General features: G+C 39.7%; 4 protein-coding genes. 3 read left to right on the top strand and 1 reads right to left on the bottom strand.

Annotation, left to right across the window (positions count from 1 at the left end):
• Positions 1-672: 672 nt before the first annotated feature.
• Together HA632_RS12320 and HA632_RS12315 are read left to right on the top strand one after the other, a co-directional pair.
• Positions 673-6057: a T9SS sorting signal type C domain-containing protein gene (locus HA632_RS12320; protein WP_176307496.1), complete on the top strand. Its 5385-nt coding sequence runs from the start codon at positions 673-675 to the stop codon at positions 6055-6057.
• 231 nt (positions 6058-6288) lie between these two features.
• Positions 6289-14853, top strand: a complete 8565-nt coding sequence (locus HA632_RS12315) for a GEVED domain-containing protein (protein WP_176307495.1) — start codon at positions 6289-6291, stop codon at positions 14851-14853.
• A 172-nt stretch (positions 14854-15025) separates the two neighbouring features.
• On the opposite strand, the gene HA632_RS12310 is transcribed toward HA632_RS12315, so the two are convergent.
• On the bottom strand, positions 15026-15409 hold the full coding sequence (locus HA632_RS12310) for an RNA-binding S4 domain-containing protein (protein ID WP_176307494.1): 384 nt from the start codon (positions 15407-15409) through the stop codon (positions 15026-15028).
• Positions 15410-15488: 79 nt separating this feature from the next.
• On the opposite strand from HA632_RS12310, the gene HA632_RS12305 reads away from it, so the two are divergent.
• Positions 15489-16499: an FKBP-type peptidyl-prolyl cis-trans isomerase gene (locus HA632_RS12305; protein WP_176307493.1), complete on the top strand. Its 1011-nt coding sequence runs from the start codon at positions 15489-15491 to the stop codon at positions 16497-16499.
• Positions 16500-16557 lie beyond the last annotated feature (58 nt).

Below are 16557 nucleotides of genomic sequence, written 5' to 3'. Positions count from 1 at the left end.
GTCAAAATATTTTTCTGTAAAATTTGACACGAAAAAGGGCGTGAAAGTATTTTTTTTGAAAAATTTCATAAAGGGTATGATAAAGGTTTTTTAAAACAAATGTCACCACTCTCAATAGGGCAACAGTAGCTTTTTTTAGTATTTTTTGGTACGAATTGTAAATCCGAGCTTTTGGTTTGGCTATAGTTACAGGTAACTGTTTTTATTTCAGTTTTTTATGGGAAGGATTTGGGTTTTTTAAGTTATTGTTACCACGGTTTACCTTCTCTTAACCTTAGAAGGTTAAAAAATCGTAAGGTATTTTTACATAAAATGCAGACAATTACTTAAAAGAAGTTACAACTTATTAACAATTGTTGCAAAGTATTGACAATTTGTTAATTTAGCGCACCCGAATTTCCCAAAAAGTACTAAGTTTGAACTAGTCAATATTAAGATTTGTTTAACAAATTGTACTACTTTTTTTATTTTTAGTGCTGTGTTTTTACCGATGACCGCTTAATGCCTATCATTGGTCGATTGTATTGACCCTTTATCGAAAAACATGTTTTTTTGGTAAAGACAATGTTAATAGAATGTTTAATATGATGTAATTTTAACATCTTAACCGTAGGGTAACCTTATAATTAAAGGTTACACTATATAATGACAATACCACAAAAAACAACCACTATGGGAAAAACTTTACTTAATGCCTCGGGTAATGCGATTTTATTAAAAACTACTGCTTCTTTCCGATACCTACTGCTAGTCTTGACTTTTTGGTTGGGGGTTTTTCAAGAAACCAACGCGCAATGTATTGGCCCTTATCAAGGGTTTGAGAGTGTGCCTTCATCGGTAGCAATAATGCAAGCAAATGGTTGGACTTTTGCGGGAACAACCAACTTTGTACACAATACAACTACGACTTTGGTAAGAAGTGGAATTTATAGTTTAAGACAGCCTACTAACAGTACGTCAAATGCTTCGGTTACTTCGCCGGTAATAATGACGCCGAGTTCCTTTTCTTTCTATATCAAAGGAGCTACCACTGGTACAACTCTTTATAATTTTGAATTTTCGGATGATGGTGGAACCACTTGGTATGCTATTACAAACGGAACCAACAATGTAACCACTGCATTAAATACAATTAGTGTAACCGGTGTGTTACCATCAATGAATACTACTTGGCAAGAGGTAAAGGTTACAGCCGCTTTTCCTGCTACTGCTCTAGGGTATAAATTTAGAGTAACTGATACCAGAATAAATCCAACAAATGGGGCTGTTTGTTTAGATGATTTTGCATGGACTTCTTCCGTAGCTTCTCAAAATAATATAATAATACCTGCTTTGAATAATGCCACGGCTTGTCCTGTTACTTTAGATGTAACCCGTACATACTATTTGTATGACGTTGGTGGTGAATCAGATAATTATTCAAATACTCAAGCAAATAGTATTTATTTTACACCATCTAATACCACTTACAAAATAAAAGCAACTTACGAAACTTTTGGTACTGAAGCTACTAATGATTATCTACAATTGTTTACTGACAACACTTATGCTACTCAAATAAGTGGGATGAATTTTTCCGGTACAACTGTTCCCTCTACTTATACTTCGGTTGATACAAATGGTGCTTTATTTTATAAATTTACTTCAAACGGTACAGTTTCAAGTACAGGTTTCAGAATTAAATTGGAATGTGTGAACTGTCCGGCACCCACTACATTAGCGTTTGCCGCTACCGGCAGCATTTCTCATGACAGTGCCTATTTGACTTGGGCAGGTTCGGCGAGTAACTATGATATTTACCACAGCACTTCTAATACGGCGCCTACTTCGGGTACAACGCCTACGGCTACCAGTGCTACTACTTCGGCTACCGTAACCGGTTTGTCGGCTTCTACCACTTATTATTTCTGGGTACGTTCCAATTGTGGTGGTAGTACCAGTACTTGGATTGGGCCCATTTCGGCTACTTCATTGTGTACACCGCAAAGTGTGGTGTATTTAGAAAACTTCAATGGTTTAGTAGGAGGGGTTTTGCCGACATGTACTTTTACAGACGGTGCTTTCCAATCAAACTCTGTTAATGGTAATATTTTTAGTAATGGTGTAGGAGATAGTTTCTTTACCCAAGGGGTAACTTTAACCGCGGGTACTTTATACCGTATTACTTATGACTATTCAACCAACTTGAATGGCTACGCCAGTTTGGAGGTCAATATAGGGCGTCCAACGAACAACACAGCAGCTACTGTTTCTAATATCAGCCAGCAGATTGCTTACAACGGCTTTTTCTCGGTGATTAACTCTAATATTGTGAACTATACCCCATCGGTAACCGGAACGTATTATTTGCGTTTCTTCGTAGATGATATTGAAGACACCGGCTTAAATAACGTTCAGTTAAACCTTGACAACATCCGTATTGAGGTAGAAACTTGTTTGCCGCCTACTTATCCGGGTTCACCGGTAACGGGGATTACGGATTTTGGCGCTACTTTAAACTGGAATGCCCCGGCCACCGGAGCTCCTTCAAACGGTTATGCTTATTTTATTTCAACTTCCAATACCCCGCCAAGTTATAACGACGCAGGAACAGGAACGGTAACGTCCAATAGCATTACGTTCTCTACATTATCACCTAACACTACTTATTATGTGTGGGTTCGTGCCAATTGTGGGGCGCAAATCAGTATCTGGTCAACCAACTTTGCCACTTTTACCACTACGAACCTTACTACTCCAACCACCATCAGAATCTCTGACCTTACCACACCGTACAACGTAACTTGTGGTTCTAATATTACTTTTACGGATAGCGGTGGAACCGGTGGAAATTATGCCAATAACGAGAGAACAGGGAATCCGACGTATGCACCTTATTCGTATACTTTCAGACCGGTAACTCCGGGAGCCAAGTTGATGGTAATCTTCAACTCCTTTGCAACCGAAAACAACTGGGATGGTTTAATGATTTACAGCGGACAATCTTCTGCCGGTACTTTGATGCCATCAGGTAGAGCCGCAGGATTCTTGCCGCAAACCTGTCCGGCCGATGCTTGGTCGGGAACAACCTCACCGGGTAGTATTTTATCAACAGCAGCAGACGGTTCATTGACTTTTGAATTCCGTTCAGACAGTTCGGTTTTAGGAGCCGGTTGGACAGCCTCTATTGTTTGTGTAACCAATGTACCTACCATCACCGGATTTACACCTACTGATAATGCTTGTGTGAGCGGTACAACCGTAGTAATTACAGGAACCAACTTTACAGGAATTACAGGTGTTTTCTTTGGAGGTGCTTCGGCTACTTACACCGTGAACAGTACTACTCAAATTACAGCCACTTTACCGGCAGGAGCTACTACCGGAAAAATAAGAATAACTACCAGTGTATTGTCGGTTAGCAGTGCTACAGACTTTACCGTTTTAGGGCCGGCACCGGTAACTACAGGAGCTTCTATCTGTACCGGAGGCGCAGGAACTATTTCAAGCTCAACGGTTTGTGACGGTTACAGCAATGCAGTAACGAGTATTGCAGGTTCTTGGACAGGAGGAAGTCCTCAGGCTCCTAGACCTTTCAGTTCTACAAATTCACCAACTTGTGGTTTTTCAACAATCAATCAAATTTATACTACGGTTAACTTTCAAGTAAGTGTTACCGGTTCTTATACTTTTGATTTCTCTAGTCCGCTTACCATAGATGCTATGGGATACATTACTACAGGAGCATTTACTGCAGGTAGTTGTGCTACCGGTACTTTTGTGATAGGAGATGACGACTCAGGAGCAGGTTTATACCCAAGAATGACGGTTACCTTAACCGCGGGTGTTACTTATACTTTATACACTACTTTCTACTCAGGAAGTACAGCCACTTCTTTTACTTGGAGCGTGACACCACCTTCGGGAGGAAGTGTATTGTTGTTCCAAAATTCTCAAGTACAATGGTATACTGCCGCTTCAGGAGGTTCTCCAATTGGCACAGGCAGTCCGTTCAATCCGGTGGGTGCAGCAGGCTCTGGCTTAGCCAATACCAGCACACCGGGAACATGGACTTACTATGCCGCTTGTTCTTCTAATCCAACTTGTAGAACCGCTACTACCTTTGTAATTGGAGGTGCCGTAGCCGGAACCGCTTCAAGTGACCAAAATGTTTGTTCAGGAGTTGCAGCCGATTTAACCTTAACGGGTAATACCGGTTCGGTTGTGAAATGGCAGTATGCCAGTGACCTTGCGTTTACCGTAGGCGTTACCGATATCGCTGCGAGTGCTTCTACAACGTTGACTTCAGCCCAAATAGGTACTTTCACCGGCGCTCGTTACTTTAGAGCTGTAGTGAACTTGGCCGGTTGTTCTGATGTTTATTCTAATGTGATAACCATTACATTCAACAAAGCGGTTTGGAATGGTTCGGCTTGGTCAAATGGTACCGGTCCGACTTCCACAATCGGAGCTGATTTCCAAGGAAACTATACTTCTTCGGTTCATGCCAGTGCTACTTCGGGTAACTTATCCGCTTGTAGTGTGACGGTAACCAGTGGTGCGGTCTTATTCGACGTGGGAACTTTAACTGTACAAAATGCGGTAGTAGTTTCGGGCGGAACGCTAACTTTTGAAAACAACGCCAGTTTGTATCAAGTAGTAGATGTTGCCAATGCACCGGGTGTTTATTCGGGAGGTAACTCAGGAAATATAACTTACAAAAGAACCACTACGGGTATTCGTCAGTTTGACTATACTTATTGGTCAACTCCGGTAAATCCGCAAACTTTGGTAAACGTTTCTCCCAATACGCCATTTGATGCTTACTATTATTATGATGCCAGTGCCAACAACTGGGCTTATATTTCATCTGCCTCTTTGATGGATGTGGGTAAAGGATACATTATCCGTGCGCCGTATGATTATGATATCAATACACCGGCAACCTATACTGCTTCTTTCTATGGTACACCGAATAACGGTACTATGACAACGCCTATCGTGGGTGGTGCAGCTCAAATGAACTTAATTGGAAATCCATTCACCAGTGCTTTATCGGCCAGTGCTTTTATATTAGACCCGGCCAATGCCAATTTGAACGGAACGCTTTATTTCTGGACACACAATACACCAATCAATGCGACTTACCAATATACCGGAAGTGATTATGCGATTTACAACCTTGTGGGTGGTACCAGTGCCGCTACCAATGCCGGTTTCGGTGGAGGAGGAAGTAATGCAGTGCCTTTAGGGTATATTGCTTCGGGTCAAGGATTCTTTATCAAAGGATTCTCGAGCGGAACCGCTACTTTCAAAAACAGTATGCGTGCGGCCGGTAACAACAGTCAGTTCTACAGATTGTCGCCAAACACGGCCAACAATACAGAAGCAGAATTGAACTTAGAGAAACACAGATATTGGTTAGACATTACCAATACCGAAGGGGCTTACAAACAAGCTTTGATAGGTTATGTTGAGTCGGCTACCAATGGTATTGATCGTTTGTTTGACGGAGAAATGGTAGATATCGGAAATGCGATTACCCTTTACACTATTGTTGACAATACCAAGTTGAGCATCCAAGGAAAACAATTGGCCTTTGATGTGAATGAAATGATTCCTTTGGGATACAAATCAACCATCAACAGTACTTATACGATTAGTCTTCCTGATTTTGACGGTTTATTTGCCTCACAAAACATTTATTTAGAAGACACGCTTTTAAATGTCATTCATGACCTTAAAGCAGCACCTTATACTTTTGCCACTGAAAGCGGAACCTTTGACAATCGCTTTAGAATTCGTTACACAACCAATGCATTAGGAACCAACAATCCGGTATTCAACCAGAATTCGGTGGTGGTTTTCCAGAACAATGCAGGATTGAATATTAACTCGGGAACCGAAAACATGGTAAATGTGACCATTTACGATGTAAGAGGCCGAGAACTTGCTTCCCAAAAGCAAATAGGTAACACAACAACTGTGTTTACCACTTTACCTACTACCCAACAAGTATTACTTGTTAAAATTGAAGGAGAAAACGGTGGAATTGTAACCAAGAAAGTGGTTTACTAATCCCATTAAAATAGATACCTAACTGTTTTTAGTATAAACGGTTAGGTATTTTTTTGTCTCAAATACTTTTATTCTTTTATTGGCCTGTCCGTTTTCTGTAAGAAAATTGGAAGTCGTCGTTTTGTTTGAGCGATGATAAGATACCTTTAATCGATTAAGAAGGTTATTATTTCACAATTAATTAACATTTTATATACATTCACATTTCTTATTAACCCAATTTTATAAATTATGATTAACAACTACACTAACTTGAGTTCAGGTTCACGAACATGGCTCAAAAGACAAACACCGGATGTAGTTGGGAACGCTCCCAACACAGATGGATTGTTTAAACGGTTCTGGGTTTTGAGTCTTATTATTTTATCTGTGTTTACAGGATTTAGTTCTTATGCACAGGTAAATTATTCTCAAAACTTTAATACCGATGCTGGTTCATTTACCGGAGGTTTTACCAGATTTACGGGAGCAACCGCCTGTGGTGGTTCCGGTGGAGCTATGAGGCGAAATTTATACTCTGGTGTCACCACTGGAGAATTGATTTCACCAAACATTGGTACGGCTAATGGAACATCGGCGCATATCATTACTTATGATTACAAAGCCGCAACATGGAGTGCCAATACATCAGGTACAAACCCATGGGGATCATTTGTTGTTCAGTATGGTTCTTCTGCTGCAGGTCCTTGGACTAATATTGCAACGGTGAGTCAAGAAACTCAGAATGGTTCTTGTATCAGTAAGTCGCATACATTTACACCTCCTGCAGGAAGTTTGTTTATTCGTTTTTCTGCTACTTGGTCGTCGGGAGATTATTATTTAAATTTCGACAACATAGCTGTTACTTTGGTACCAACTACACCTCCGTCTTGTACGACAGGATTGCTTCCGGCAACCGGAGCAACACAAATCGCCAGAAATCCAGCTTTGAGTTGGAATAACTTACTTGGTGTTACTGGATATAAAGTATATTTTGGTACTTCTCCTTCACCGGGATTAGCAGCAACTGTTTCAGGATCATCCTATTCTCCTCCAGTTTTAGCAGCTAATACTACTTATTATTGGAAAGTGGTTCCTACTAACGATAATGGTGATGCAGTAGATTGTGTTGAACAATCTTTTACAACAGGAAGTGGTTTTACATATTGTTCTGCCGTTCCAACTTCAATGGATAATAATGGTATTACTAATGTCCAGTTTGAAACCTTTAGTAATCCAAATGTTTCTCCACTGACTTATCAGGATTTTAGGGCTTTGACTCCGGCAACATTGTTAAGAACTTTAACTGTGCCTATAACGGTAAGTTTGGCTACAGGATATACTTATAATGTTAGAGTCTTTATTGATTATAATCAAGATGGTGACTTTAATGATGCGAATGAAAATAATCTTATTGGTTTATCTTCAAATGCTAATCCTACATCAATATCTGGAAACTTAATTATTCCTGCTGATGCTGTTTTAGGCAATACCGTAATGAGAATCGTTGCTACAGATAATGATACTTCTAATGATCCTTGTTATTCTTCTTCTTATGGAAATGTAGAGGATTATACGGTTAACATTGCGCAACCGGTTTTATGTGAAAACACTCCCAATGCAGGAGTGGCCAGTATATCTCAAAGTACTGGATGTGCAGGTGGCTCTTTAAGTTTATCGGCTACAGGTGTATCAGGGGGAGCTTTAGGTCTTTCTTACAAATGGCAGTCTTCTCCGGATGATGTTGTTTGGACAGATATCCCAACAGCTACAAATTTAAATTTTACGGTTCCAACATCTACAGCGGGAACTACCTATTATAGATTATTTACGAGCTGTTCTTACAGTGGTTTATCAAATTTTTCAAACTCAGTGAGCTTCAACGGTCTTTCTTGTGGTTCAAATATTGTTCCTGCTTCAGGAAATACCTTAGTTGATTGTGGTACCAATACCTTTATTTATGATAATGGTGGATCTTCAGCTGACTATGCCAATAACACCAATGGTTATTTGGTGTTGGATAACTCAGGTACAGGGGTAATTACCTTATCAGGTAATGTATTGGGTATGGAGTCTTGTTGTGATGACATTTACATTTATAGTGGTGTTGGAACAGGAGGAACACTTTTGGCTAATTATACAACAGCCGGTGCTATTACGCCTATAGTTTCTGCACCTGGTCAACCAATTACTATTCAGTTTACCTCTGATACTAGTGCAGTTGGGCCCGGATTTGCTTTTCAAGCGGTTTATACCGGTACTTGTTTAACTTGTACAATTCCGGTGGCCGGAACGGCAAGTGCAGCTACTGCCACTTATTGTAACTCAGGCGCAACTACAATTGCTGCAACAGGTTATTCAGAAGGAACCGGAACAAGATACCAATGGGAATCTTCTACCGACAACTTTGCTACTCCTGGTGTTGCCATAGGTTCAGTTTCCAACAGTTATGCTAATTTATCTACAGGAACTTTAACAACGACTACTTCGTATCGTTTAAAAGTATTTTGTATTGCTAACCCAGGTGATGTGTCATATTCATCTGTGGCTACAGTAACAATCAACTTCCCTGGTACAATTGCTCCTATAACTGGTGCTGGAATTTGTGCCGGTCAATCAGCAACTTTGACTGCTGTCTCTGCGGGTGCCTTATCATTTGCCTGGACTGCTTCGGGAGGTTATACCAATACAGGAAGCTCAATTACGGTTAGTCCTGCTGTTACAACTACTTATACAGTAACAGCTACGTACGCTAATAACTGTACTGCTACAGAAAATGTAACAGTAACTATTATAGATACTCCTTCAGCTATCACAGTAACTCCTGTTGGTTTGACCAACTCAACCATTTGTAGCGGTAGTAATTTAAGATTAAATGCTACAGGGGGTAATTACAACAGTACTTATTTTAGTGATAATTTTGATGCTGCTTCATCTCAATTTACGGCAGCTACTCTTTCAGGAACTTCTACTACGACTGCTGAATTAAATACAACTTACCAATCACAAGGTTCAGGCTCTGTTTTATTTAATACAACAGGAACAAACGCTGCGGCAACTTACAGTTTAAATTCAAATGTGAATTTGGTTGGTGCTACTGCAGCTACTTTAACTTTCTCTCACATAGCTTCTATGGAGGGTAATTTTACGGCTTATGATTTTGGTTATGTTGAATATTCTTCTGATGGAGGAGCCACTTGGACTACTTTTACATCTGCTAACTATACAGGTGCAGCCAATAGTGCTTACTTTAGTGGAAGTGATGTAAGATTTTCAACTTTGAGTTACTCAGATTGGAACACTGCATTAACTGGTACCAATGCACCGAACAATTCGCTTTGGAAATCAGAGACGTTCAGTATTCCTGCAGCTGCGTTAACTAGTCAATTTAAATTACGTTTCCGTTATACTACTGATGTTTCAGCTAACTGGTTAGGTTGGTTTATTGATAATGTTAAAATCAGTGCTAATGGAAATGTTCAATATTCTTGGACTGCATCTCCTGCAACTCCATTGTTTACAGATGTAGCATTGTCTAATGTTTATAATCCGGCAACAGATTTTGCTCCAACAGTATATGCTCAACCCAATACAGCTACTCAATTTACTGTAAATGTTTCTTCAGGGTCTTGTAGTAATTCAGGAAGTACTACTGTGAATGTGAATGAGTTACCGTCTTTTTCGGTAAATCCAATCACTATTTGTGAAGGTACTACAGGAACTTTGACCGCTATTTCAGCTGGAAGTAATTCATACAGTTGGACACCGGTTGGTGGAGGTGCTACTTTAACGGGTACTTCTGTTATGGTAAGCCCAAGTGAAACTACGACTTATAATGTAACAGCTACCAGTAACACTACAGTACCGGCTTGTTCTAGTACACAACAAGTTACTGTAACCGTAAATGAGCCTGGAACTATTGTATCAGGAACAGCGTCAAGAACAGTTTCTCCGGGTCAGTTGACTACTTTTGAAGTGGTAACTACCGGTTTAGTTACTTACCAATGGCAATTGAACGACAATGTTAACGGATGGCAAAATATCTTAGCAGCTAACCCTGATTATTCAGGAGAAGACACTGCTGTATTAAGTATTCAAAATATTACTTTAGGATTTGATACTTACCAATACAGATGTTTGGTTACCGGTTTGGCACCATGTGCTACCTTAACACCAATCGAAGCCATCTTAAATGTAACCAATACAGGTTTCGCAACACAACCTGCAGATGTAAACCTTTGTGGTGCTTCTAGTACTTCATTCAGTATTGTAACAACAGGTGATGAGCCTTACAATGTACAATGGCAAATGAGTACCGATGGAGGAGCCAGCTTTAATGACATTTTTGACGGTCCGGATGCTTCTGGTTTAACCTTCTCAGGAGCTAATGAGTTTAGCCCTAAAACGTTATTCGTTTCCGGAATCACTACAGATCATGACGGATACCAATTCAAATGTCAATTAGACTTCTTCTTAGATAGTGGAATTGCTACTTTAACAGTAAATACTCCGGTATCTTTAACCAATAACTTCTCAACAACTCCGGTTGTAAGATGTAGTTCGCCTAGTGCAGCTGCCACTTCTTTCGGAATCTCAACTTCAGGTTCTGTTGAGGATGTTGAATGGAAATATGCTACTTCAGCAAGTGGTCCTTGGAACACTATTGCTGCAGGTACTCCTGTTGGTGCTTCTTATTCAGGAGCTGGTTCAAATACTTTATCAGTAACAACTACTGCAGCTACGCCTGTAGGAAACTATTACTATAAAGCCTTTGTAACCGGTGCAGGTTCTGGAGCTGACAAATGTGCTGATGCTGAGTCAGCTATAGCTACTATATCCGTAGTTAATCCAACAATTACAGTGTCTCCGAGTTCAACAGTTTATTGTACTCCTGGTCCGGCCGTTACTTTAACAGCAGGTGGAAGTGATATCAATAATTACACTTGGACTGCTAGTGGTTTCACTACTACTACAGGAACTTCAATTGCGGTTACGCCTTCAGCGGCTACAACTTATACTGTAACCGGAACTAATTCTAATGGTTGTACCAATACAGCACAAGCTACAGTAACTGTAGGGGGTGCATTCACTGCTTCAGCAAGTGCATCTGCAGCTACGGTATGTCCGGGAACACCAGTTACCTTAACGGGTACTTCTGCATTAATTAATCTTGTGCCGACTCCAATGCCGGTAGGAAGTTATACGTTTGAGAGCACTACAGATACTTATTCTTCAATAGTAGGTGGAGTAGGAACAACAGCTGTGAGTTTATCATCAATGGATGATTCGATTTCAGCTACTCAAACCTTGCCTTTTACCTTTAATTTTGGTGGTAATAACTTTACAACTTTTAAAATTAATTCTAATGGTTGGATTCAATTAGGTGCAACTTCTACATCAACAACCAATTACAGCTCATTGAGTGGAAGTGATAACAATATTATCGCAGCTTTCAACAGAGATTTGGATGGTAATAATACCACTTCAACTAGTTATTATGTACAAACAACAGGTGCGGTTGGAAGTAGAATTACTAAAATCCAATGGACAAACATTAGAAGTTATTCTTCAACAGCAAGTCCTGCAACAGGGAATGTTCAAATATGGTTGTATGAAGGAACCAATAGAGTAGAAATACGCTATGGAAGCTTTACAGTAAACTCGGCGAGAACTTCAACAGGTATTACTTGTCAAGTTGGTTTAAGAGGAGCTAGTTCTGCTGCAGCTAACGTAAAATCTTTGAGCAATACAGGATCATGGGCTACACCAACAGTAGGAACAAGTAGTTCTTCAACGGTAGCTTTGGGTAATTTTGCTTCTCCAATTTTACCGGATAATGGAAGAGTTTATCGTTTCAGTCCATTAGGTAACGGAACGTCAACTTATACTTATGCTTGGTCATCAGTTCCGGCTGGATTTACTGCAAATACTGCAGTGGCAACGGTGAATCCTTCAGTTAACAGCACCTATAATGTTGTTGTGACTTCAAGTACAGGTTGTACAGCTACAGCTTCTACTTCAGTTGTTGTTGATTCAACGCCACCGGTAATCACAACTTCTCCGGTAGCTACACAACAATTATGTCAAGGGACAACTGCTACCTTTACTGTTGCTGCAACGAGCGCAACTGCTCTAACATACCAATGGTTTAAAGATGGTTCTCCGTTAGTAAATGGTTCTGGAATATCTGGTGTAACTACAGCTACATTAACTATAACAGGAACAACTCCTGCAAGTTCAGGAAGTTATACGGTAGCAGTGACCAACTGTTCTACTGTAACTAGTGGAGCTTCTGTATTAACTGTATATCCTACACCTACGGCTGTAGCACCTGCTGCTCAAACGTACTGTATCGATGCTGTTGTGCCGGCTACACCTTTAACAGGAACACCAAGTGGTGTAACCTTCAACATTAGTGGAGGTGCTGCTTTAGGATTGGCTAATCAAACAGGTGTTACTGCAATTCCATCGTTTACACCAACAGCTAGTGGGACGGCAACAATTTCTATCACACCGGTAGCTAATGGTTGTTCAGGTACTGCGGTTACTTATATTTTAAAAATTAACCCGCTACCAGCAGCTCCTGCAATATCATCTAATTCACCTATCTGTCAAGGTAGCGCTTTAGATTTTGCTTCTACAGTGGCGCTTCAACAAGGATATTCATTGAATAGTAACAGTAATGTTCCTTTCATAGATATCAATGCTACTGGAGTATCTGTTGGAACTCTTGGAGATGATACGGAACACAATATTACAATTCCTACCTTTACTTTCAACGGTACACCTTATACTACCGCTAGAATTGGTACCAACGGATTAATAGTATTTGGTTCTACTTCTGGAGAAGTATCTTTATCAAATGGAACTTTACCAAGTACTGCTAACACGGCAGGTAATACTTTCTTGGCACCTTTCTGGGATGATTTAGATATCCAAACTGGAGCAACATGTAAAACCCAAACAGTAGGTAATTTACATATCATACAGTTTACTACCATGGCTCACGATGCCTTTACAACTGGTTCAATTACATTCCAAGTTCAATTGAATTTGACAACAGGAGTAATTAATTTTGTTTATCAGGATGTAATCTTTGGTAGCAGTACTTATGATTCTGGAGCTTCTGCAACTATAGGTGTTCAATACAACAGTAGTTCAGCTCTTCAGTATTCTTCAAATACAGCTAGTTTAATTAATGGACAAAGCTTAACGTTTACACCGGCAGCTTATTCTTATGCATGGTCAGGACCAAACGGATTTACTTCTGCGCTTCCTAACCCAAGTATTGCTAATGCTACACCGGCTGCAACAGGAGACTATACGTTAGAAATTACGAATATGAACGGTTGTAAATCAAGCTCAACTATTGCAGCAGTAGTTCACCCTACGCCAACGGTGGTTGCGCCTGCCAACCAAACATACTATACTGGTTTCGCAACTGCTGCCATTCCGTTAGTAGGTACGCCTTCAAATGTTACTTTCAACATTAGTGGTGGTGCTGCTTCAGGATTGGCCGATGTGAATGGTGTTACAGCTATCCCTTCGTTCATCCCAACGGCTATCCCTTCAACGGTAACGATTACACCGGTTGCTAATGGATGTACAGGAGTTCCTGTGACTTTCCAAATTTCATTTGTTCCGGTTGTAGTTAACATCGAATCTAATGTTTGTGGAAGTATCAATAATGGTTTGAACAATCAAATCAATTGTACTAACATCAGCATCCCGGGTTATACAACAACAGGTTACCAATTTGAAGTGACCAATATGTCTACTGGTGAAGTATCAATTGTATTCAGCAGTCAACACCACTTTAAATTAACCGATGCCAGCAACTATTCTTACGGTACTACTTTCTCTATTAGAGTAGCGGTAGTATTAGATGGTAATGTTCAAGGCTACTACGGTTCTACTTGTTCACTTACAACGACTCAAGTTAGAACTACTAAAGTAATTACTTCTCAATGTGGAGCCACTTTAGTATTCATTAATTCAACTATTAATGCAAACACTGTAAGTTCAACTAACTTATACAGATTTAGAGTAGCATTAGCCAGCGCACCAACAGTTACTTACTTAGTAGAGCGCACAGTGCCTAACTTTAAATTGACCGATGTAATAGGTTTACCTATTCAATTCGATACAGAATACTTAGTTGATGTACAAGTACGTGTTAAATTAGCAGGCTTCGAAGCTTGGTCACAATACGGAGAGCGTTGTTCAGTGTTTACACCGGAAGCGCCTGTATCTTCACTTGTTGATGCTCAATGTGAGGATTTCCAAGTGACTTCAGATACTCAATTGATCAATGCAATTTCTTTCCCTGGAGCAACAGCTTACCGTTTCAGATTAACTGGTTACGATGAGTTTGGAGATGTTAACTATACACAAATTGTAACTAGCACATTGCCTTACTTTACTTTAAGTATGTTTACAGGATTAACACCTGGTATAACTTACACTGTTGGAGTATCTTTGGAATTGTTCGGAGTTTACACCGAATACGGAAAAGATTGTACAATCATCACTCCGGTTCCGGCAAGACAAGCTTCAACTACTGTTGTTGAACCATTCAAAGCTACTGCTTACCCTAACCCGTTTGCAGCTAACTTTATGATTGATGTTAAAACAAGCAGTACTTCAGTAATTGCTATTAAAGTTTACGACATGGTAGGTAGATTAGTTGAGCAGAGAACTGCTACAGTTACCGAATTGGACAAAGCGCCAATAGGTACTAACTATCCGTCTGGAGTTTACAACGTAGTTGTGACTCAAGATGAAACAGTGCAAACTGTTCGTGTAGTTAAACGATAAATAACAAATAACTAAAATGAAAAACCCATCAAGTAATTGATGGGTTTTTTTATTTTCATCCCAATGGGCTATAACTACAAATAAAGTATAATAATATTTTTGGCCAATCACAATCCAAATTAATTGGCGAATCTGTGGTCTAATCAATTCTGCAACAGAGATAAAAAACCTTTTATTCTGCTTCATCCTCAACGTCAAACTCGAAATCCTCTAAATCCCTACGGTCTTTTTTAGTAGGTCTTCCGGTGCCCGTTTTGCGATAATGCTCTTTGGATAGTTTTAATAATTCCAAATGGGCAAAAACCTCAGGAGGTGTTTCATCTTTGCGGTAAATGTCTACTAATTTGGCGCCTACACGATTTGCAGGGATGTCCAATACCGATATCGTATAAGTAATTTGGTCTTTTCGGAAAGTGATTTTATCCATGGGAAAAACCTCTCGCGAAGCCTTAGCCACTTGTCCGTTTACCGTGATTTGATTTTTCCGACAGGCTTCGGTTACCATGTTTCTGGTTTTGTAATAACGAACACACCATAAATATTTGTCAACTCTCATTTTTTTTCCAAAATCAACGTTAAATAGTTTACAAAAATAAATCAATATTGTATCTTGCGTGCTCAAAAATCAAACAAAAATGAATATTTTTTTTAAAACTATAGTTTGCTTTTCCTTAGCGCTACTAGTAGTTTCCTGCTCTAAAGATGATAATAATACTGAGCCTCTTCGCGATTATGCAACACAGTATGAAGCAGATTTGGATAAGATTGAAGAGTTTTTACAAACACACTATATCACCGTTGTTGATAATCCCGGTGGACAAGATGATCAAAGCGTTACCTTTACTAAAATACCTGCCGGAGGAACCCAAACGTCAATTTGGAATAGCCCCGATCTGGTAACCGATTTTACGGTAGATGCCAATGATATCACCTACAAACTTTATTATTTAAAATTAAGAGGTCATATAGACAGACAGTCAGCGACACCTCCTACAGACGCTGAATTGGCCAAAACACCTTGCAATGTAGACAGGGTTTTGTCTTCTTATGTGGGGCAATATCTTTATACGGCAAAAGAAACGGTAGATGGTGTTGAAGTTGATGTTCTGAAGTTAAAACAGTTTGAAGAGAGTGTAAACCCTCAGAGCTTTTTAACATTGTCTTCTACCATTAGAGGTTGGGGTGAAGTTTTCCCTAGATTCAAAGCCGGAGGTTATACCGAAAACCCGGATGGTACAGTATCGTACTCCGATTTTGGTGCCGGTATAATGTTTCTTCCGTCAGGTTTAGGGTATTATGCCAGTAGCTCTACCACAATTCCCGCTTATTCCCCGCTAATTTTTTCTTTCAAATTATATGAAATTCAAAGAGTAGACAATGACGGAGATGGGATTTATTCTTTCTACGAAGATTTAAACAGTGATGGGTATGTTAGAGTTTTAGCAGAAGGAGTAACCAATATTGATGATACTGACGGAGACGGTGTTCCCGATTTCTTAGACATTGATGATGATGGCGACTTTTTTATCACCAAAGAAGAAATCAAAAACCCTTTGACCGGTATGGCCTATCCATTTAATGATATTCCTGTTTGTGCAACTGATGGCAACAAAAAAGTACATTTGAGTGCCGTTTGTCACCCATAAGCAAAACTGATATAAATAAAAAAGTCCCGATTTGCATCGGGACTTTTTTTATAATCAA

Origin of the sequence: Flavobacterium sp. J49 (assembly GCF_011742145.1) — a bacterium.
Lineage (GTDB): Bacteria > Bacteroidota > Bacteroidia > Flavobacteriales > Flavobacteriaceae > Flavobacterium.
The sequence above is the reverse complement of the archived record's forward strand: the minus strand, read 5'-3'. Positions and strand labels throughout refer to the sequence as shown.